The organism is Caulobacter segnis, from assembly GCF_031454995.1.
Lineage (GTDB): Bacteria > Pseudomonadota > Alphaproteobacteria > Caulobacterales > Caulobacteraceae > Caulobacter > Caulobacter segnis_E.
Map to the genome: position 1 here is coordinate 768,556 of NZ_JAVDRV010000001.1, position 20,503 is coordinate 789,058.

13 protein-coding genes are annotated in these 20,503 nt (G+C 67.5%); 3 read left to right on the forward strand and 10 right to left on the reverse strand.

The features are described 5' to 3' along the window. Window positions 1-189 precede the first annotated feature (189 nt). The gene (locus J2728_RS03520) at window positions 190-1,548 is read left to right on the forward strand and encodes an NCS2 family permease (RefSeq protein ID WP_309996424.1); all 1,359 of its coding nucleotides are present in this window, start codon (window positions 190-192) and stop codon (window positions 1,546-1,548) included. Between the two features lie 13 nt (window positions 1,549-1,561). Here J2728_RS03520 and J2728_RS03525 read toward each other — a convergent pair whose 3' ends face one another. From J2728_RS03525 to J2728_RS03535, 3 genes are all read right to left on the reverse strand, one after another. Further along, complete coding sequence (locus tag J2728_RS03525; protein WP_309996427.1) at window positions 1,562-3,154, reverse strand: adenosine deaminase family protein; 1,593 nt, start codon at window positions 3,152-3,154, stop codon at window positions 1,562-1,564. Window positions 3,155-3,221: 67 nt separating this feature from the next. Then, complete coding sequence (locus J2728_RS03530) at window positions 3,222-6,464, reverse strand: TonB-dependent receptor (protein WP_309996429.1); 3,243 nt, start codon at window positions 6,462-6,464, stop codon at window positions 3,222-3,224. A 200-nt stretch (window positions 6,465-6,664) separates the two neighbouring features. Further along, on the reverse strand, window positions 6,665-7,717 hold the full coding sequence (locus J2728_RS03535) for a purine nucleoside permease (RefSeq protein ID WP_309996433.1): 1,053 nt from the start codon (window positions 7,715-7,717) through the stop codon (window positions 6,665-6,667). A 342-nt stretch (window positions 7,718-8,059) separates the two neighbouring features. Here J2728_RS03535 and J2728_RS03540 point away from each other — a divergent pair, with 342 nt between their 5' ends. Both J2728_RS03540 and J2728_RS03545 read left to right on the forward strand, forming a co-directional pair. After that, window positions 8,060-9,022, forward strand: a complete 963-nt coding sequence (locus J2728_RS03540) for an MBL fold metallo-hydrolase (RefSeq protein ID WP_309996437.1) — start codon at window positions 8,060-8,062, stop codon at window positions 9,020-9,022. A gap of 352 nt (window positions 9,023-9,374) precedes the next feature. After that, window positions 9,375-10,982: an integrase gene (locus tag J2728_RS03545; protein ID WP_309996439.1), complete on the forward strand. Its 1,608-nt coding sequence runs from the start codon at window positions 9,375-9,377 to the stop codon at window positions 10,980-10,982. A 23-nt stretch (window positions 10,983-11,005) separates the two neighbouring features. Here J2728_RS03545 and J2728_RS03550 read toward each other — a convergent pair whose 3' ends face one another. The 7 genes from J2728_RS03550 to J2728_RS03580 all read right to left on the reverse strand — a co-directional run bounded on the left by J2728_RS03550 (window position 11,006) and on the right by J2728_RS03580 (window position 20,502). Beyond that, window positions 11,006-11,425 carry a hypothetical protein gene (locus J2728_RS03550; RefSeq protein ID WP_309996441.1) on the reverse strand — a complete coding sequence of 140 codons (420 nt, stop codon included), beginning with the start codon at window positions 11,423-11,425 and terminating at the stop codon, window positions 11,006-11,008. A 65-nt stretch (window positions 11,426-11,490) separates the two neighbouring features. Next, entirely contained in the window at window positions 11,491-11,679 is a 189-nt protein-coding gene (locus J2728_RS03555; protein ID WP_309996444.1) for a ComEA family DNA-binding protein, read from the reverse strand. Between the two features lie 92 nt (window positions 11,680-11,771). Then, window positions 11,772-14,081, reverse strand: a complete 2,310-nt coding sequence (locus J2728_RS03560) for a xanthine dehydrogenase family protein molybdopterin-binding subunit (RefSeq protein ID WP_309996446.1) — start codon at window positions 14,079-14,081, stop codon at window positions 11,772-11,774. Further along, the gene (locus J2728_RS03565; RefSeq protein WP_309996449.1) at window positions 14,078-14,569 is read right to left on the reverse strand and encodes a (2Fe-2S)-binding protein; all 492 of its coding nucleotides are present in this window, start codon (window positions 14,567-14,569) and stop codon (window positions 14,078-14,080) included. The genes J2728_RS03560 and J2728_RS03565 overlap by 4 nt, the downstream gene beginning before the upstream one ends. Continuing rightward, window positions 14,566-15,864 carry a cytochrome c gene (locus J2728_RS03570; RefSeq protein ID WP_309996452.1) on the reverse strand — a complete coding sequence of 433 codons (1,299 nt, stop codon included), beginning with the start codon at window positions 15,862-15,864 and terminating at the stop codon, window positions 14,566-14,568. Before J2728_RS03570 ends, J2728_RS03565 begins: the two co-directional genes overlap by 4 nt. Before the next feature lie 10 nt (window positions 15,865-15,874). Beyond that, window positions 15,875-17,326: an efflux transporter outer membrane subunit gene (locus J2728_RS03575; protein ID WP_309996454.1), complete on the reverse strand. Its 1,452-nt coding sequence runs from the start codon at window positions 17,324-17,326 to the stop codon at window positions 15,875-15,877. Beyond that, on the reverse strand, window positions 17,323-20,502 hold the full coding sequence (locus J2728_RS03580) for an efflux RND transporter permease subunit (RefSeq protein WP_309996457.1): 3,180 nt from the start codon (window positions 20,500-20,502) through the stop codon (window positions 17,323-17,325). Before J2728_RS03580 ends, J2728_RS03575 begins: the two co-directional genes overlap by 4 nt. Window position 20,503 lies beyond the last annotated feature (1 nt).

The window sequence follows — 20,503 nt, forward strand, 5'->3', positions numbered from 1 at the left end:
CGCCTCATTCAGCAGCGCCCCCGAATCCAGGCAACTCAAGTAACAGCCTTCTTATTTACGCCGCGACGCGCCCCCCCAACCGCTATGCCCTTCCCGGAAGGGTCGCGCCTTTTCGCGAGCGCCACGCGCGAAGCTCGCCATGGCCCACGCGAAGGCGCGCTGAACCCTTCGAAGCATCGGGGAAGACGAATGAGCGGTGAGACGGCGCGTCGCGCGCCAGAAAAGATGATCGCGTTGGACCGCTTTTTCGGGATCAGCGCGCGCGGCTCCAGCGTGCGCACCGAGATCCTGGCGGGAGCGACGACCTTCGTCGCCATGGCCTACATCATCATGGTCAATCCGGCGATCCTGTCGGACGCTGGCTTGCCGGTCGCGGCGGTGGCCGTCGCCACCTGCATCACAGCGGGCCTGGCGACCCTGGCCATGGGCCTCGTCGCCAACGTTCCGCTGGCCCTGGCGCCGGGAATGGGGCTCAACGCCTACTTCACCTACACCGTTGTTCAGCAGATGGGCGTGCACTGGCCCGTGGCGCTGGGCTGCGTCTTCCTTTCGGGCGCGATCTTCCTGCTTCTGACGGTGGCGGGCATTCGGCAGATGATCATCGCGGCCATTCCCGTGCACCTTTTCGCCGCCGTCGCCGGGGGCATAGGCCTCTTCATCGCCTTCATCGGTCTCAAGAACGCCGGGATCGTGGTCAGCAACCCCGCGACGTTCGTGGCCGTCGGCGACCTGCGCCAGCCCGGTCCGGCCCTGGCGCTGTTCGGTTTGGTGCTGATCGCGGGCCTGAACGCCTGGCGGGTCAAGGGCGCCCTGCTGATCGGCATCGTCGTCACCAGCCTTGTCGCCTGGCTGTGCGGCCAAGTCTCGATCACGCCCCAGCCCTATAGCCTCGGCGCGGTGGCAGAGACCGCCTTCAAACTGGACATCGCCGGCGCGCTTGGCTTTGGCGGCAAGCATGGCCTCGGCCTGGTCGAGATCGTGTTTGTCTTTCTGTTCGTCGACATCTTCGACAACATCGGCACGCTGGTGGCGGTGACAAAACGCGCCGGGCTGGTCGACGCGGCGGGGAAGATCCCGGGCCTCAACCGCATCCTGACCACCGATTCGGTGGCCACCATGGCCGGAGCCATGGTCGGGACCAGCACCGTGACCAGCTATGTCGAAAGCGCCGCCGGCGTTCAGGCGGGCGGGCGCACGGGTTTGGCCTCGGTGGTGACGGGTATCCTCTTCCTGCTGGCGGTGCTTGTCGCCCCTTACGCTCAGCTGGCGCCGGCCGCGGCCACGGCCCCGGCGCTGATCATCGTCGGCGGATTGATGATGGCGCCCCTGGCCGAGATCGACTGGGACGACGCCTATACCGCCGTGCCCGCCTTCCTCACGCTGATCATCATTCCCCTCACCTTCTCGATCGCCAATGGCCTCGCCTTCGGGATCACCACCTTCGCCGCGCTGAAGCTCGTCCGAGGTCAAGCCAAGCCGGGGGACTGGCTTCTGTTCGTGCTGGCTGGCCTGTTCGTGGCGCGCTTCGCGTGGATGTCGGCGGGCTAGGCGCCGCCAGGCCTCACGGCGCGAGCTTCGCGACGATCGCCTTCATCTCGGTTTCGAAGGCGTCGAAGGCTCGCTCCAGCCGCCATTGGTCGCGCGCCTTGGGGCTGGCCTTCAAGATGGCCGCGCAGGGCGCCGAGGGCGCGGCGCCCTTCACCGAGGCGCAGGGGCCATCCCACAGGCTGGCGCCCTGCAGGAACGAATAGGTCAGGCTGTCGCGCGACATCTGCTTGAGCCGGCCATAGCCAACGCCCTGTTCGACGACGGCGCGCAGGTACTCGTTGGTGAGGTCGCTGCGCGAGACCCCCAGATCGTCGGTCGAGAGGGTCACCGGCACGCCGGCGGCCAGATAGAGCGGCAGCGGATGATCCTTGCCCTTCACGCCCAGGATCACGTCATTGCTGGTCAGGTTGATCTCGACGGCGATCTTGTCGCGAGCCATGCGCGCCAGGAGCTTGTCGGCGTCCTCCTCATGGGCGATCGACACCCCGTGGCCGATCCGTCGCGCGCCAGCGATCTCCACGGCCTCGGTGATGTGGAAGCGCATGTCGCGCGGCGGGGTCAGGCCCACGGCCAGTTCGCCGGCATGCAGGGTCAGCGGCACATCGGGATAAAGCGTCCTGAAGAAGGCGAACAGGCGCATGTGCAGCCTGTAGTCCCGCAGCGACACGGGGCCGTCCTCGGGTTCCAGAATGTTGATGCCCACATAGCGCGGATCGGCCTTCACGAGGGCGAAGGCGGCCGCCATCTGGCCGAACACCACCTCGGGCGGACGCTGTCGGAAGATCGACAACAGGTAGCGCAAGGTGACCGCGCAAGCGGGCTCTGGCTTGGCCGTCCCGCAGCGATTGAGGGCCGCGATCGCCTTGTCGTTGGCGTTGGCCACGACCGTGGAAGCCGCCGTCGCCTTCGCGATCACCGGCTCAAGCCGATCGAGGCGTTCGCGGAGAATTCTAGCGTCCAGACGATCGGGCGGCGAACCGTCCGCGGTCTTGATCCACGGATCGACCCAGGCCATCGCCGCGGACGCCTCGATCACGGGACGCGAGGCGCTCGAGCCCGCCATCAGCTCCAGATAGAGCGTGTTGTCGAGCGCGGCCTGGCGTAGCGCCTCGGCCTGGATGCGCACGCCGCGGTCGGCGCCGCCCCCCCAACCCGAACGCCCGAAGGTGCGGAAGAACCGGCGATGGCCGGAAATTTCCGGATCGCCCACGCCCTGTTCGAACCGTCGCGTGGAGAGCGCGTCGACGATATCGCTGTAGAGGTCGGGATCACGCTCGGGGAGCCCCCGAAGCGGCGTGAGATCCGCGTTGCCCGCGCAAGGTCCCGGCTCCAGGGATTGGGTCGACTTCGAGAAGCAGCCGTCGGCCTCCGCCGCCCAGGCGATGAAATCCTCGGCATAGGTCCCGCCGCCGGCGTGATTATGCAGGTCCGCGCCCTTGGGCAGCTTGGTCAGCAGGATGCGCAACAAGGGGCGCGATGTCGCCGCCCGGGCGAACACGGCGTCCAGATCGGCGTCCGCCGCCGACTGGGCCCAGGCCGTCCCTGCGGAAGCCAGACACGCGGCGGCCATCAAGGCCGCCAAGCTCTTCTTGTACGCTGACGTCATGGGCCACCCCTCGGCTCGAAAACGGCCTCGACGCATGCGCCGAGGCCGTGGCTTCAAGTCAAGCAGATCAGAATTCGAAGCGCACCCCAAGTCGGGCGCGCCACACGCCCAGTTGGGCGTTCGGCTGAAGCGTCGGCTTGGTGAAGGCCGTGTAGTTGTAGCGGGCGCAGCTGGCGCCGGCCTGTTGGGCGCAGGCGACGTTCACGACCGAGGTCAGCGGGTTGTACGTCCGGTAGGAGCCCCAATCGCTGTTGATCAGGTTCAGGAGATTCTCGACGTCGCCGAACACCTTGAACCGCGCCCCGCCCAGGAACGGCGCGGGCACCTCCTGTTCCACGTGCAGGTCGACCTTGAAGTAATCAGGCGACTTCTCGCTGTTCTTCTCGATGATCCCCTGTTTCAGGCCGTTGGCCTGAACGAAGTCGCGGAAGGCTTCGTAGACGGCCGTGGAGGCGTAGGAGACCTTGGAGTCGGCCGTGATGCTGGAGACGTCCGGCACATACAGCAGGTAGCGGTTGGAGACGCCGGTCGTGCCGAACAGGGTCGAGCGGCTGTTGGAGGTGGTCGTGTTCATCGTCAGGCTGTAGGGCGAGCCCGAGCGCAGCTCGCCGAACAGGTTGAAGCTGGTCTTGTAGTCGCCGAAGAAGGCGTGGCTGTAGTCCAGATTGAACTTCCAGTTGTCCCGGACCTCGTAGCTGGACGTGCCATAGGCGGGCTGGTTCGGATCGACCATCGGCTGGGCGCCGTAGGTGCCGCTAGCCGTCGAGCCGCCCGAGGCGTAGGTGCCCATGTCCGACAGGGACTTGATGTCCGAGTAGGTGTAGCTGACGCCGGCGTCGAGACCGAAGTCGAAGGTCTTGCTGGCCCGGGCCACGGCGATCAGCGACTTGCCGCGATCGGTGTGCTTCATCGCCAGATCGCTGTTGGCCGTGTTGGTGTAGGTGTCGGCGTAGATCGGACGGCCGTCCGGCGCCGTGCCCACCTGGGTCAGGCGGAAGTCGGTGTAATAGGCGGCGCTGTCGGTGTGGCCATAGAACAGATCGCCGCCGAAGCGCCATCCGTCGCCCAGCATCGAGCCCAGGTCGGCCGCGTAGTCGACCGACAGGTTGGCCTTCCACTGCGCGGGGAGCTTGAAGCCCGGCAGCATGAACGAGGTCGGCGAGGCGCCCAGGGCGGAGGTGTTGGTTTGTAGATAGCTGGCGACCAGCGGGTCGATCTTGTTGCCTTGCACATTGTTCAGCGCCGCCGCGCAGATGGCCGCGGCGTTGGGCACGCTGACGGGGATCGTGCAGCCCGTGGGGCCCGCGGCGCGTCCCACGGTGATGGTGTTGGTGTAAACGCCGGCCGCCGAGAAGCTGTTGCCGACGAAGACGTCCGGCGAGCCGCCGTTGAACAGGCCAAAGCCGCCGCGAACGGTCAGGCGGTCGGACGGACGCCAGGTCAGGCCGACACGGGGCTGAACCACGAGCTTGCCATCGATATTGGCGTTGTTGGCGAAGCCATAGCGGTTGAGGAAGGACTGCTTGAGCGGAGCCTCGTCCTTCATCTTGTAGCCGTCAGCCCGGATGCCCACGGTGACGTTGACGTCGGGCGTGACGTCCCAGCTGTCCTGGGCGCCAAAGGTCAGCTGATCATAGTCGAAGCTGGCGCTGGCGTCCGAAAGGTTGCCCGTGATCGAATACTGGTAGAGGAGCTGGCCGGCCTGCCGCGCCTGGAAGTCGGCCAGAGAGTCGAAATAGTAGGCCCCCAGCGAGTTGGCGACGAAGGTGTTGGAGATCTTCAGCCGGCTGTAGGCGGCGTGCAGCTTGAAGGCGTGATCACCAAGGTTGTAGCGGGCGATGAACTCGGCTCCGTACTGCTTCTGGCCGACGACATCGGCGTGGCTGAACGCCTCGGTGCCGAAAAGCAGGCGTGGGGTCCCGGTCTGGGTGCACTGGTTCAGGGAGCCGACCGCGAGCGGGTCGAGGCAGACCGTGATGTCGCTATAGCCCGGCGAGCCGAACGACACCGGGATCTTCATCGACTCGCGATAGTTCGCGCGCAGCTCGGTGCTGAACGCGTTGGTCCACTTCGAATTCAGCTGCAGGACGTGGGTCTTGACCCGCTCGGGTTCGTGCGTGGCGTAGGAGCCAAGGCCCAGGCCCGGCGAGGTGTTCGACGAGCTGCCGCCGCTGAGCGCCACCGTCTCGCCCTTGTTCTGGATCGTGGAGTAGGACAGGCGGTGATCGTCGTTGATGTTCCAGTCGAGTTTCAGCGTCCACTTGCGATCCTTCTCGGGACGGCTGGTGAGCACGCCGAGCGTGTCATAGCCGTAGACGCTCTTGGCGATGGACGTGACCTGGTCGATCTGGCCCTGGGTCAGGTTGGGAACCGCGTTGCCGGAGCCGGGCGGGCCGAAGACGGACGGAACGGTCTCGTTCAGCTTCTCGTAGGCGAAGGCGAAGAACAGCTTGTCCTTGATGATCGGGCCCGACAGGAACGCGTTGCGCGTCTTGGAGGTCATGTCCTGCGAGAACGCGGTTCCCTTGGACTTGGTCCCCATCAGGCTGTCGTTCGAATAGGTGTAGCCCGCCGCGCCGGTGAAGCGGTTGCCGCCCGAGCGCAGCACCACGTTGATCGAACCACCCTGGAAGTCGCCTTCGGAGACGTCATAGGGCGCGATCTTGACCGAGAGCTGCTCGATCGCGTCCAGCGGGATCGGGCCACGGGCGCTGGGCAAGCCGCCCTGGTTGAGGCCGAAATTGTCCGAGAAGCGCACGCCGTCGACCGAGAACCGGTTGGTCCGGCCGTTCTGACCGGCGATCGACACGCCCCGCGTGCTGGGATTGAACGACGCGAACGGGTCACGCCGGGCGATATCGCGGATGTCGCGAGACACCGAGGCGACGCTGGCGATGCTGTCGCGGTCGAACACCGAGACCAGCGGTCCCGAGCGTTCGGCGCGAGCGGCCGTGACGACGAGCTCCTCGACTTGGCTGTCGCCGACGAGGATCGGCAGGTTGTAGGGCTGCCCAACGCTCAGAAAGATGTTCTGCGAGGTCACCGGCGAAAAGCCCGGCGCCGTGACGGTCACCGTATACGGACCACCTGGGCGCAGGCCCGTCAGATTGAAGGCGCCGGCGCTGTTGGTCGTGGCGCTGGCCGTCGTGCCCGAGGGTTCGTGCACGGCGCTGACACTGGCGCCGACGGCGGCCGAACTTCCGGCGGTCACCGAACCGCGGATCGAGGAAGTCGTCTCCTGGGCGACAACCGCCGTGGCGGTGGCCGACAGAGCGAGCGCGATGGCGCTCGCGGCATAAAGATGTCGCATCGTAGTCCCCCTAGATGATGGTGCGCCGCGGTCCCCCCGAGCCGCACCGAACTGAAGCCGTTTCGCCGCCCGCCCCCGGCGGCGCGACGATGCGCGGCCAGCCACGAGGCCAGGATCTCCGGTCGCTTCCCCCACGATCGGGACGCTTGTCGCGTCCTCATGGCTAGGCCGACGGTCCGTCGGTTCGCCGTCTTAAAAACTCACCGCGCGACGCTCGGAACCGTGTCGCGATAGACGCTCCAATTGGCCGTGAGGGTGTCGACGACCTTTCCGGCCACGGCGTGGGCGGCATAGGCGGCCGCGTCGCCAACGCCGGCATAGGGACGGTTCATGCTGTCGACCGCGTTTTCACCGGGTGCCTGCTGGGAGTAGTTGCTGGCGGTGCGGAGCACGAGCAGCCGGTTGTAATCGGCCTTGCCGACCGTGGTGAGACGGCGCAGCGCGTTCGCCACGCCGGTGTCCTCCATGGCGGTCATCACGAACCGGCTCTTGCCGCCGCTGTAGTCGCTCGCCAGCTTGGCGTAGCGCTTCGTCAGCATCGCGCCGTGCCAATAGGATTGGCCGGAGATCTCGTCGCCGGTCAGCACGAACGGCGGCTTGTAGCCGTTTGGATAGCTCGAGAACGGCGCGCGGGCCTTACGCAGCGCCTCGGTGTCGGGCAGCGGCGTGGCCTTGGTCAGGTCGTAGGCCCAGTCGCGCAGGCCGATGTTGAGCGGGTAGTAGACGCTGTCGGACCGGCCCGGACGCGGCGGTTCGAACGGCGGATAGCCGCCTGTCCAATTCGCCGGCGCCTCGCGCGGGTCCACCCATTTGCCGAAGTCGACATCGATGACATTGCCGATCCAGGCGGCCGAGCCGGGCGAGGCCTCATCCGGATTGACCCCGGCGATGGCGGCGATCACCCAATAGGCCTTGGACAGGTCAAAGCGCGGATCGGTCGCCAGGGCGAAGGTGGTGATGGCGGCGTGGTTGGTGCCCACGCCGGTGCGCACGATCAAGACGCCCTTGTCGGGGTCGTAGCCCAGCGGCGCGACGCCGTTGGGAAACTCAAGCGTCCGCGGCGCCCGCGCCATCCAGGCCTTGTCTTCCAACGCATAGGCGGTGACGACCACGACGCGGATCGGAATAGGCGCGGCGGCGCTGGCCGAAGCCGGCGCCGAGGCGGGCGCCTGAGCCAGGGCCGACGTGGCGGCCATCCCCGCGAGGGCCGCCGCCAGCAACGTCCGACGTGTTCGCACGACCAGGCTCGACATGTTCTCGAAATCTCCGAACTCACCGTTCGATCACTGACGAACGCACCCTCGCCGGGCGGCGAGGCGCCCCGAAAGGTCGAGGCGTGGCGTCCCGTGATCGCAAGGGATGCAAAGGGCGCGGGGGGCCGTTCGGGGTCAAGCGCGCCCCCAAGTGAAATAAAATCTTACTTCAGTGTGACACCGGACTAAGCATCTTGGGCGGCGCGTGCCGCTTTGGACGGCGGCCTTTCCGCCTCCCCCGCGCGCGATTCCGCCATGTCTGGCGCCGCAGGTTGCAATGCATCACGGTCGGGCGCCCAAAGGGGCGGCAGGTTGGGTGGCGGGTGAGTCGAGCGTAACGGAATGAGATATCGAGCCTATGCGCGCGCCCTGCTGCCGGCGCTTCTCCTCCTCACGGGCGCCGCGCCAAGCGCGCCCGCCTTCGACCTCGTGCCCCTGGGCGTCAACGGCGGCGTCGAGGAGCCCACGAGCGCCTATCACATCACGGCTCGGGGGGCGCGATCGGGGGTGATGTGCGACGCCGGCACACTCGCCGCCAGCATCGACCAGGCGCGCCGGCGCGGCCGCTACCCTCGCGCCGCTTCACGCCAGGAGGTCATGACCTCCATCAGCGCCTACCTGATCACCCACGCCCACCTCGACCATGTCGCGGGCCTCGTCCTGGCCTCTCCGGACGACACGAAGAAGGACATCATGGCGCTGGCGCCGGTGAACCAGGCGATCGCGGATCACTATTTCAACTGGAGCGCCTGGCCCAACATGGGCGATCGCGGCGCTTCACCTCGCCTGGCCTTGTATCACTACCGCGACCTCGAACCGGGTGGCCCGCCGACGGCGATCGCCGGAACGGGGATGAGCGTCACCGCCTATCGGCTTTCACACGCCGGCTCTCCGTCCACGGCGTTTCTGCTCCAGAATGGCTCGGAGGCGCTGCTATGCCTGGGCGACACGGGTCCCGACGCGGTCGAGGGCTCCACGCGCCTGAATGAACTTTGGCGCGCGGTGGCTCCGCTCGCGCGGCAAGGGCGGCTGCGCGGGATCGTGATCGAGGCCTCCTACCCCGACCCCGTCCCGGACGCCCGGCTCTATGGGCACCTGACCCCCTCATGGCTCGGCAAGGAGCTTCAGACCTTGCGAGGCATGGTCGGCGACGACACGCGCATGAAAGCGCTGCCGATCCTCGTCACGCACATCAAGCCTTCGCGAACATCACGATCGAGCCGCGTTGACGTCAGCCGGCAGCTTAAAGACCTCGGCTTCTTCAACTTCATCGTTCTGCGACAGGGCCGGGCGTACGCTCTCTAGACAGCCAGCACCTCGGCCGCGCGGGAACGCGCCGCTCTCCGACGCCAACCGGAGAGGCTGAAACCCAATGATCACAGGGGGGAGAAAATGGCGCGCCCGGAACGATTCGAACGTCCGACCCTCAGATTCGTAGCGGCTCAAGGCAGTTGACCCATGTATTCGCCACTTTACGCCAGAGCCCTATAAACTATTATAACGCCTAGACTTTCTCACGAAATCATCGCAGTTCGGCGAACGATTGGAAAGGGCGACTGGAAGACTGTGGACCCCAGTTCCCCAGTACAAACCAGACCCCAGAACAAAAGTTCTCCAGAACAATTTGATTTGTGATCACGCCTAGGGACCCTCAAAAATGGATGAGAAGCGGATCCTCCTGACCGACCGGGTCGTCGCCCAACTGCCGCTCGCTGCCAGCGGCCGCTACAAGGTCCGCGACACCGAGGTGTCCGGCTTCATGGTCATCGTCGGCCGTCGCCGCAAATCCTACACCGCCCAGGCAGAACGCTGGGTCCATGGCGTGCGCGAGAGCAAGAGCGTGGTCATCGGCTACGCGGGCGAGATGAACGCCCGCGACGCCAGGGTCCAGGCCAAGCTCCTCATTGGGAAAGTCACAGCCGGCGAGGCCATCATCTATCCCAAGAAGAAGGCCGTCGAACCTGAGGCCAACGCCGGCATCACCTTGCGGCAAGCCTGGGAGCGCTATCTGACCTCGCACATGCAGCGCAAGAACCGCAGTCCATCGACGATCGCGGGCTACGCCGACCACGTCGAGCGCTTGATGGCTGATTGGGTCGACCAGCCCTTGATGGAGCTAGCCGACGATCCGGAGAAGGTGGCCAATTATCACGACCGCCTGACCGAGCTGAACGGCCCATCGGCGGCCAATGGCGTGATGCGGACGTTGCGCGCGATCTACAATCACGCGCGCAAGACGCAGCGTTACCTGCCGGCGGAAAATCCGACCCTCGGCGTAGACTGGAACCCCGAGACCCGTCGCAACACGGCGATGGGCCTGGAGGACCTGCCCGCCTGGTTCGCCCAAGCGCGCTTGATGCGCCATCCCGTGCGCCGTGAGTTTCATCTCTTCAGTCTGCTTAGTGGCAGCCGCCCGGGCGCGCTGCTGGAAGCCCGCCTCGAGCACCTCAATATCCGCAAGCGTATCCTCCACATCCCGCGCCCCAAAGGCGGCGCGGATCGCGCTTTTGACATCCCCCTCTCCCGCGCGATGATCCTCTGCCTGATCCGCGCCCTGCGTGCTGGGCGAATGCTGATGCCCGACAACAAGGAGGGCTGGATCTTCATGGGCGAGAGCGCCGAAGGCCGGATGGTCGAGCACAAGGAAAACCGCAAGGTGCTCTCCAAGTGGGGCAACGACCTGCGCCAGACCTACCGGACGCTGGGCCAGATCGCCGGGCTGTCGGAGATCGACCTGCACCTCTTGATGAACCACAGCCTCCCGGGCGTGAACGCCGGATACATCACGCGCGCCAAACTGATCAGCGGCCACCTGCAGAACGTCCAAGAGAAGCTCACCGAGACTGTTCTGAGCAACGCCGCGCTCGACAACCGCCGCTGGCCAAATATCCCCTCCCGCTTGATCGGCCACAGCCGCCGTGATCCGCCGCCGCCCGATCCACGATCAAACCAAGCGCGCGAGGCTCGCTTCTGGGCGATCGAAGCGCCCAAGCTCCTCAAGCGCGCGCAGCGGCCAGAGCCAACAGCAACCACGCCAGCACCCCCAGTCGCGCAGCCCGCGCCGCAGGCCGCCGCCATCGCAGCGGTCTGGGCGCCCGTGTTGCCATCACCTCCGCCGAGCCCACCCCCTTCGACGCAGGCCGAAGCGTTAGCGCGCCTGTCTCCGCGCGAGCGGATGATCTCCAAGCTGCAGGCCAATCGCCGGACAGAACAAGCGCCCGCCCAGGCGCAGACCGCCCACGTCTACCAAACATCGCGCTACTAGATCATGGGCGCGCCGAAAGCCGTTCAGGCCGCCAGGATCGCGATATACTTCTCGTACTTGGCCACCCGTTCGCGATCCTTGTCGGTGGGATTGGGGATGCGCGAGAGATCCGAATTGTCGCGCATGTCGGCCAGCTTCACCTGGGTGGCGAGCGGGTTCATGCCCACCCGGAGAATGAAGTCGCCATAGGGCTCGAGCGGCTGCTTCGTCAAAGCATCGAGCGCCTCGAGGATCTTGGGGCTGAAGCCGGCCTCCCTGACCATCCATACGTGGTCAGGACAGTCCTCGAGCACATCGTGCAGGACAGCCACGATCCTGGCCTCTTCGCTCTTGACCGCGAGCATGACCCGGATCGGATGCATGATGTAGGGGTTGCCGCCCTTATCGACCTGACCGGCGTGAGCCGCGAGGGCGATGGTGATGGCGCGGTTCAGATCACTCATGATCGCCACTTTAACATGCCTTCAGGCCTGGCGCGCTAGCCGCGCTTGCAAGCCCGTCGAAGATCTCAGCCGCCGACCTGGACGTAGCTTTCGACGCCTTGGGTCTTGCCCGACAGCCCAGGCACTTCGTCCAGCTGTCGAAGATCGGTGAAGCGCCCGCGTTCCTCGCGGTAGCGCACGATCTCGAACCCGTGCCCCTTCAACAGGTCGACAGCGTCCAGATCCTCGGCCGTGGCGCTGTTGATGTCGATCATGGTCCGGGCCTCTTGCGGGGTTGAGCTAGATGCCCAACCCCGACGCCGAGCGATGGTTCACCGCCCGCACTCGCATCGGCCATGCTCCGACCTCAGGCCTGATCAGCCAGGGCCCGCAGGACGTCGGCCGACCGAATGGGGATGTGCCGTAAACGCACGCCGACCGCCCTGAAGATGGCGTTGGCGATGGCCGGCGCCACGACGGTCGTGGCCGGCTCGCCAAGGCCGACCGGGACCTCGGCGCTGTCGACGAACTGCACGTCGATGGGCGGCCGATCGGACATGCGCAGCGGCGTGTAAGTGTCGAGATTGCGATCGACGACCTCGCCGTTGACGAACTGCGTGCCCTCGAAGAGGGCCATGCTCATCCCCCAAAGCGTCGCCCCTTCGGTTTGGGCGTGGGCGCCGTCCGGATCGACGATCGTGCCGGCGTCCACGACCACCGACAGCTTCTGCACGGTCACCACGCCGGTGGCGCGATCGACATGCACCCTGGCCACGCACGCGACCCAGGTCGGCATCTCGCGTTCCTGGCCAAAGCTGGTCGCCAAGCCCAGCCCCGTATCCTTGGGCATGGCCTGGCCCCAGCCGCCGGCCTGCGCGGCGCGTCGTACGACCTCGGCCTGGCGGCGAGCCCCGCCCTTGGCGGCGCCCTCCCCGCCGGCGTTGGCGCCGTGGCCGGACAGCAGACGCAAGCGCAGGTCCACGGGGTCGACCTTGAGGTGGTGGGCGGCCTCGTCGACGAAGCTCTCGCCAGCCCAGTTGGTCCAGCCCGGTCCCACCGATCGAAGCCAGCCGGGACGGAAGGCCTTGTGGGCCAAGTCGTTGTTGATCGCCCGCACCTTGTGGGCGCCGACCTCGTACCAATGATCGGCGCCGGAAATGGCGAAGGGGTCATAGGCCACGCCATTGGCAGCCTTGGGCATCAGGAACGGGGCGTTGGCCAAGATGGGCCAGCCCGCCGCGGCGTGATGCTCCTGGGCCAGGACCTTTCCGGCGCCGTCGAACGCCATCCGCACGGTCTGGACCGAAGGCGAGCGCACGGAGTCGAAGCGCGCGTCGTCCTCGCGCGTGAACACCAGCTTCACCGGCTTGCCGAGCGCCTTGGCGGCCAGGGCCGCGGGCACGGCATAATCGCCGTTCAGACGCCGCCCAAAGCCGCCGCCAAGCATGTAGGTGCGCATGATGATGCTGGCCTCGGGCCGGTCCAGCGCCTTGGCCAGGACCGGCATGATCAGGCTCTGCCACTGGTTTCCGGTGTGGACTTCCATCACCCCGTCCTTCTCGAAGGCCAGGGCGTTCAGCGGCTCGAGTTGGAAGTGCAGCACGGTTGCGGTGGTGTAGGTCCGCTCCAGCACCGACTTGGCCGCTTTGAAGGCGGGAGCGGTATCGGCGGTCTTGGTGTCCAGCAGCGCCCCGCCATCGGGCTTTGCGACGAGGGCGGCCGCATGGTCCTGGAGATCCTTCTCCGACACCTTCGCGCCCGGACCCGCCGTCCACCGCACCTTCAGCAGGTCGGCGGCGCGGATCGCGGCCGGATAGGTTTCGGCGATGGCCAGCACCCAGCCGGGAACAGTTCCCGACGGATCCTCCAGCGTCAGGTATCGCAGGTACCCCTTGATCGATCGTGCGGCGCTGTCGTCGACCGTGAGCACACGGGAGCCCAGGCGCGTGGGCGGAAGCTTGGGACGGGCGTACACCATGCCCGGGACTTTTGCGTCGATGCCATAGACCGTCGCGCCAGTGGTCTTGGCGGCGATGTCCAGCGCCTTGACCGCCTTGCCGACCAGCTTGCGCTCGCCGGCCGGCTTGATCGGCAAGTGTTCAAGCTCGGCGGGCGTGAACTGCCGCGCGACCCCACCGCGCCGGACGATGTCGCCGTACGAGATAGAGGCGCCGCCGACATGAACCACGCCATCGCGCGCGACCCCGCCAGCCGGGGAGACCTTCAACAGCTTGGCCCCAGCTTCAATCAGGGCAATGCGGCCGGCCGCACCGGCACGGCTGAAGATCGGGAAGGTCTGCCAGACCGACCAGCTGCCGCCGGTGATCATCAGGCCCCACTTGGGATCGGTGTCGACATGGACGATCCGCACCTTTTCCCAGGCCACTTCCAGCTCGTCGGCCAGGATGCGGGCCAGGGCGGTGCCGATGTGCTGGCCCATCTCCGCGCGGATGATGTTGACGGTGACGACGCCGTCCTCGTCGATGGCAAACCACAGGGTCGGCGCAAACTGCGGACCGGCGGCGACATGCGGCGCGCCGCCTGGCGCGGCCGGATCCATCGCCGCCTCGACCAGGGCCGAGAACCCGAAGGCCAGCCCCGCGCTGGTCGTGGCGATCAGGAAATTGCGGCGAGACAGCACGCTGTCGGGTTCGCCCCGGGATGGCAAGCGGCTCACAGCTTGCCGCCCGTCATGCGCGAGGCCTGGGCCCGGATCGTCCCGGCGGCCTGTTTGATGGCGGCGCGGATGCGGCCGTAGGTCATGCAGCGGCAGAGGTTGCCGCTCATCGTCGCGTCGATGTCCTCGTCCGTGGGCGCGGGGAAATCCTTCAGCATGGCCACGGCCTGCATGATCTGGCCCGACTGGCAGTAGCCGCACTGCGGAGCCTGGAGCTCCAGCCAGGCCTGCTGCACCGGGTGGCGGCCGGCAGGATCCAGGCCTTCGATGGTCGTCACCGCGGCGCCCGCCACCGCGCCGAGCGATGTAATGCATGAGCGCGTGGCCCGCCCGCCGACATGCACGGTGCAGGCGCCGCACATGCCGATGCCGCAGCCGAACTTGGTGCCGGTCAGGCCAAGCTCGTCCCGGATGACCCAGAGCAGAGGCGTATCCTCCTCGGCCTCGACGCTGACCGACCGGCCGTTGATCGTGAACACGGTCCTCACGGGGTCACCTTCTCTTCCTCGCGGATAGCCGCGACCTTCTTCTCGAGATTTGGCCAGGCGGCCTTGTCGGTGCGGGTGGCGCGCAGGTAGGCCGCAAGGCGCGCGATCTCGGCGTCGCTGAAATGGCCAAAGGCCGGCATCACCACGCCCGGCGCGCCCTCCTTGGCGGCCACCCCGTGAAGGATCACCCGCAGGAGATTGGTCGGGTCATCGAGATTGACGGCGCTGTTGAGGGCCAGGTCCGGGCGCAACGGGGCGGGCCCGCCTTGGCCGTTGTAGTGGCAGGAAGCGCAGGCGGCCGTATAGAGCCGAGCCGACGGATCGCTTTGGCGACCGACATTGAGGCGGTTGGCGACGGCGGCGCGCCGCAAGGCCGCTTCAAGCTCGCCGTCGCGGGACGTCGCGCCGCCCTGCTCGGCGAAGTAGACCGCCAGCGCCCTGATGTCCGCGTCCGGCAGTTGGCTCACTCCGTCATGGACGACCGGCGCCATCGGCCCGGCGGCGACGCCATGATAGCGGCTGACGCCGGTGCGCAAGTAGGCGGTCAATTCGGCCTGGTCCCAGGGCGCGGGCGAAGGATTGGCGCGGTTCAGCGGAGGGGCGAACCACCGGTCGATCGGGGCGCCGGCATAGGCTTGTCCGCGCTTTTCGGCGCCCAGCAGGTTGCGAGGCGTGTGGCACGCGCCGCAGTGGCTGACGCCTTGGGCGAGGTAGGCGCCGCGGTTCCAGTCGGCGCTGCGCGTGGCGTCGGCCTCGAAGCGTCCGGGCCGGAAGAACAAGAGCTTCCAGCCGGCCTGCAGGGCGCGAATGTTCAGCGGAAAGGGGATGCCGTTACGACGGCTCGGCGCTTCGATGGCGGGTCGCGTCATCATGTAGGCGTAGAGGGCGTCGACGTCGTCATCGGTGAGCTTGGTGAAGTGGTTGTACGGAAAGGCCGGCAGGAGGTGGGCGCCGTCGCGGCGGACGCCCTCGTGCATCGCGCGCCGGAAGGCCTGCGGAGACCACGCCCCGATCCCGGTCTTGGGATCGGGCGTGATGTTGGTCGAGTAGATCGTGCCGAACTGCGTCTCCATGGCGTAGCCGCCGGCGAAGGGCTCTCCCCCCTTGGCGGTATGACAGCTGGCGCAATAGCCCGCTCCGGCCAGCGCCTGTCCGCGCGCGACCAGCGCCGGCGCGAAGCTGGAGGGCGCGGGTGTCTCGACCCTGGCGATGGCCGGCCGCCAGGCCAGCGCGCCAAACCCCGCCAAGCCGAGGACCACGGCGACGAGCAGTCCTATGATCACGCGCTTGCGCATCTGGTCCCCCTTAATGCTCGGCGCCGGCGGCCTGGGCCGCCAGACGGCGCGGCTCCGGAGCCTCGCGCCACCCGCCGCCAAGGCTCTTGAAGACGCCGATCTCGGCTTCGGACAGGTCCTGCACGACTTGGGCGAGCGCCGCGCGCGCCTGGACACGATCGCGCTCGGCCTCCAGCAGCGGCAAGGCGCCGTCGGCGCCCGAGGAAAACCTCATTCGGCTCAGTTCCGCGGCGCGGGTGCTGGACTCTTCGGCGCGGCGCAGAAGACCGGCGCGCTCACGCAGCGCGACATAGCGCGACAATGCGTCCTCGGTTTCGCGCAGCGCGTTGAGGACGACGCCGTCGAACTGGGCCAACGCTGCGTCGGCGCCGGCGCTGGCCTGACGCACCTGAGCGCGGGCCGCGGCCTGGTTGGGGAAGTTCCAGGAGACCAGCGGACCGACCGAGAAGGCCAGGCCGGGCGACTTCAGGAGCTCGCCGCTCCCGCGGCCGCTGCTCGAGACGCTGCCCCCGAACACCACGGACGGATAGAGCGCCGCCGTCGCCACGCCGATCCTGGCGGTCTGGGCGTGCAAGCGACGCTCGGCAGCGCGTACGTCGGGCCTGCGCGCCAGGAGGCCCGCGCTATCGCCGACCGGCAAGGGCGCGTCCAGGAACAGCGGCTCGATGCAGGCCTGGGCTTCCCCGTCGATGTCCTGGGGCGGCCGGCCCGTGAGGGTGGCCAGGGCAAAGAGCGCCGAGCGTCGCTCTGCTTCGATCGTCGGCACGACCGCCTGGCTCTGGGCCAGCAGGACGTCGGCGCGATCGACGTCACGCCGGCCGCTGCGTCCGGCCGTATCCAGCGTGCGCATGAGATCCAGGGTTCGCGTCTGCAGCGCCACGGTCTCGGCCGCGACCTTGGCCCGGAACCCCGCGCCGCAAGCGGCCGCATAGGCGTTGGCCGTTTCGGCCGCGATCGAGACCCGGGCGGCGTCGAGCTCGGCCTTGGCCGCGTCGGCGTCGGCGCGGGCCGCCTCGATGGCGCGGCTGACGCCGCCGAAGAGGTCGGCCTCGTAGGCGACGTCGAAACCGGCCCGGTAGAGACTGATTTCCTCCGGCCCGGCGCGGCCCTGCCCGGCGGCTAGTCGCTCGCGGGTCGCCGCGACGCTGGTCTGGGTGCTGGGCAGGCGGTCGGCCCGGCGCTCGCTAAGCGCAGCCCGAGCCCGGGTCAGGTTGGCGGCAGCGGTGCGCAGGTCTGGATTGTGAGCCAGGGCGTCGGCCACCAGACGCTCCAGGACCGGATCGTGATAGAGGCTCCACCAGCGGTCCGGGGCAGGTTCATTGCGCACGGCCTGCGGGTCGAGCGCCATGGCCAAGCCGGCGGCCCCCGTCCCGGCCGCGCTCGGCACGGACGGAGCCTGGTAGTCGGGGCCGACCGCGCAGCCGGCCAGGGCCAGGCAGCAGAGAAGAACGCGCGTCTTCATGGCGTGGGGGCCTCCTTGGCCGGGTCCGCAAGGCTTGGCTTGCGCCTGACATGCGCGGCGATCCAGTCGCCTGCCGTCCGGCTGAGGACGTAGAAAGTGGGAGTGAAGACGAGGCCAAAGATCGTCACGCCGAGCATGCCGAAGAACACCGCCACCCCAAGGGCGCTACGCATTTCCGCGCCGGGGCCCTTGCCCAGGATCAGCGGAAGCACGCCCAGGATGAAGGCCAGCGAGGTCATCAGGATCGGCCGCAGCCGCTGCTCGGCCGCGTGGCGCGCGGCCTGGCGAGTGTCCATGCCCGACAGCTCGTTCTGGCGCGCGAACTCAACGATCAGGATGGCGTTCTTGGCCGCCAGGCCGATCAGAACGACGAGGCCGATCTGAGTGAGGATGTTGTTGTCGCGGCCCATCAGGTTGACGCCGAGGATGGCGGCCAGAAGGCACATGGGAACGATCAGGATGACTGCGAACGGCAGCACCAGGCTCTCGTAGTTGGCCGCCAGCAGCAGGAAGACGAAGAGCACGGCTAGGCCGAAGACCAAGGTGCCGGTGTCGCCAGCCTGTTGCTGCTGGTAGGCCAGGTCGGTCCACTCGAAGGCCATGCCCTTGGGCAAGATCTCGTCGGCCAGCTTGGTGAGCGTGGCCAGCGACTGGCCGCTGGAATAGCCCGGCGCGGTGTCGCCCTGCAGTTCGGCGGTGGGATAGAGGTTGTAGCGGACCACGCGGAAGGCGCCGCTGTCGTCCTTCAGCCTCAGGACCGCGTCGAGCGGCACCATCGCGCCCGATTGGGCGCGGGTGCGAAGGGCGCCGACATCGGACGTCTGGTCGCGATAGGCCGCGTCAGCTTGGGCGGTGACCCGATAGGTGCGTCCCAGGTAGTTGAAGTCGTTGACGTAGGTCGAACCGAGATAGGTGCTCAGCGTGGAGAAGACGTTTGAGACCGGCACGCCCAGTTGCTCGGCCCGCTCGCGGTCAATGTCGGCATAGAGCCGAGGCGTGCGGGTGTTGAAGAGCGTGAAGCTGGCGGCCAGGCCATCGGTCTTGTTGGCGCGGGCGGCCATCTGGGTGGCGACCGATTCCAGGGCCTTGTAGCCGAGGTTGGAGCGATCCTCGATCATCAGCTTCCAGCCGCCGCCGTTGCCGATGCCGCGCACCGGCGGGGGGCGGATGAGCAGCACCTTGCCGCCGTTGAAGCCGGCGAAGGCCTTCTTCAGCTCGCCGCTCACCACGTCAAGGTTGGCGCGCGTGCCCGGCGCCTTGAGCGGAATGAACATGGCCGCCGAATTAGGTGAACCCGTCAGGGTCGCCCCGTCCAGGCCCGCGAAGGCCACAGTCGCCTTGGTCGCCGGGTTCTTCAGGGCCACGGCGCTGACCTTGTCCATCAGTTCGGTCGTGCGTTGCAGCGATGCGCCCGGCGGCAGCTGGATCGCCGCGATCAGGTAGCTCTGGTCCTGCGCGGGAATGAAGCCGGTCGGCGTCTCGGCAAAGCGCCAGGCGGTCAGCGCCAGCAGCCCTGCATAGAGCACCACCATGATGGCCAGGGATCGCACCGCGCGGGCCGTAAAGCGTCCAAACCGCGAGGAGAGCGCCTCAAAGCCCCGATTGAACGCGCCCGCGAAACGGCCCGGCGCGCCGCGCCATCCCACCCGAGGCGCGACGGCTTTCTTAGGCTTCAGGAGCAGGGCCGCCATGGCCGGCGAGAGCGTCAGGGAGACGAAGCAGGAGATCAGCGCCGCGGAGGCGATGGTCAGCGCGAACTGCTTGTAGAACTGGCCGGAGATCCCGGGAATGAAGGCTGTGGGAATGAAGACCCCGCACAGCACCAGCACGATGGCCACCAGCGCGCCGGAGACCTCGTCCATGGTCTCGTGGGCGGCCTCCCGGGGGCTCAGGCCCTTCTCATGCATCAAGCGCTCGACGTTCTCCACCACGACGATGGCGTCGTCGACGACGATCCCCACCGCCAGCACCAGGCCAAAGAGCGAAAGGTTGTTGAGGCTGAAGCCAAACCCGGCCAGGACCGCCAGGGCGCCGATCAGCGAGATGGGTACGGCCACCAGCGGGATGATCGCCGCGCGCCAGCTCTGCACGAAGAGGATGACCACGAGCGCGACGAGGACGATGGCTTCGACCAGGGTGTGGTAGACGCCCTCGATCGAGGCGGAGATGTACTCGGTCGGATTGTAGGGCACGGTGTAGGTCAGGCCCTGGGGAAAGCCCTTCGAGGCCTGGGCCATCTCTTCCTGGATCGCCTCGGCCGTCTTCAGGGCGTTGGAGCCTGGCAGCTGGTTGATCGCCAGGGCGACCATGGGCTTGCCGCTGAGCACGGCGTTGATGCCGTACTCGCGCGCGCCCATCTCCAGGCGCGCCACGTCGCGCAGCCGGGTCAGCCGGCCTTGGGCGTCGCGCTTGACGATGACGGCGCCGAACTCCTCAGGCGAATTGAGCCGGCCCTTGGCCTGGATGCCCAGCTGGAAGGCCGATCCGCCCTGGTTGTAGGGCGGCTGGCCGACGCTGCCGGCGGCGACCTGCACGTTCTGGGCGCGGATGGCGGCGGTGATCTCGTCGACCGTCAGGTCGCGCTCGGCCGCCTGGCCCGGGTCAATCCAGACGCGCAGGCTGTAGTCGCGCCCGCCCAGGACACGCATGCCGCCGACCCCCTCGATGCGGGAGATGCGATCGATCAGCTGGGTGGTGGCGTAGTTGGAGATGTATTGCGGCGAGAGCGAGCCGTCCGGCGAGGACAGGGCGACGACAAGAAGGATGTCAGGGGAGTTCTTGACGACGGTCACGCCGATCTGGCGGACCTGGTCGGGCAATCGCGGCAAGGCGGTGGAGACCCGGTTCTGGACCAGGACCTGGGCGGTGTCGACGTCGACCCCCTGCTTGAAGGTTACGGTGATCGCCAGTTGGCCATCGCCGGTGGCCGAGGACGACATGTAGAGCATGTCCTCGACGCCGTTGATCGCTTCCTCGAGCGGCGCCGACACGGTCTCGGAAAGCGTCTCGGCGGTGGCGCCGGGATAGCTGGCATTGACCACCACCGTCGGCGGCGCGACCTCGGGGTATTGGGCGACGGGCAGCGTCGGGAACGCCACCAGGCCAAAGACCACGATCATGATCGACAGGACCGCGGCGAAGATCGGTCGCTGGATAAAGAAGTGAGGGAACTTCATG

What these genes read in the sequence shown, in the direction of transcription:
- J2728_RS03520 (WP_309996424.1), top strand. Translation starts at nt 190, where the DNA reads ATGAGCGGTGAGACGGCGCGTCGCGCGCCAGAAAAGATGATCGCGTTG.
- J2728_RS03525 (WP_309996427.1), bottom strand. Translation starts at nt 3,154, where the DNA reads ATGACGTCAGCGTACAAGAAGAGCTTGGCGGCCTTGATGGCCGCCGCG.
- J2728_RS03530 (WP_309996429.1), bottom strand. Translation starts at nt 6,464, where the DNA reads ATGCGACATCTTTATGCCGCGAGCGCCATCGCGCTCGCTCTGTCGGCC.
- J2728_RS03535 (WP_309996433.1), bottom strand. Translation starts at nt 7,717, where the DNA reads ATGTCGAGCCTGGTCGTGCGAACACGTCGGACGTTGCTGGCGGCGGCC.
- J2728_RS03540 (WP_309996437.1), top strand. Translation starts at nt 8,060, where the DNA reads ATGAGATATCGAGCCTATGCGCGCGCCCTGCTGCCGGCGCTTCTCCTC.
- J2728_RS03545 (WP_309996439.1), top strand. Translation starts at nt 9,375, where the DNA reads ATGGATGAGAAGCGGATCCTCCTGACCGACCGGGTCGTCGCCCAACTG.
- J2728_RS03550 (WP_309996441.1), bottom strand. Translation starts at nt 11,425, where the DNA reads ATGAGTGATCTGAACCGCGCCATCACCATCGCCCTCGCGGCTCACGCC.
- J2728_RS03555 (WP_309996444.1), bottom strand. Translation starts at nt 11,679, where the DNA reads ATGATCGACATCAACAGCGCCACGGCCGAGGATCTGGACGCTGTCGAC.
- J2728_RS03570 (WP_309996452.1), bottom strand. Translation starts at nt 15,864, where the DNA reads ATGCGCAAGCGCGTGATCATAGGACTGCTCGTCGCCGTGGTCCTCGGC.
- J2728_RS03575 (WP_309996454.1), bottom strand. Translation starts at nt 17,326, where the DNA reads ATGAAGACGCGCGTTCTTCTCTGCTGCCTGGCCCTGGCCGGCTGCGCG.
- J2728_RS03580 (WP_309996457.1), bottom strand. Translation starts at nt 20,502, where the DNA reads ATGAAGTTCCCTCACTTCTTTATCCAGCGACCGATCTTCGCCGCGGTC.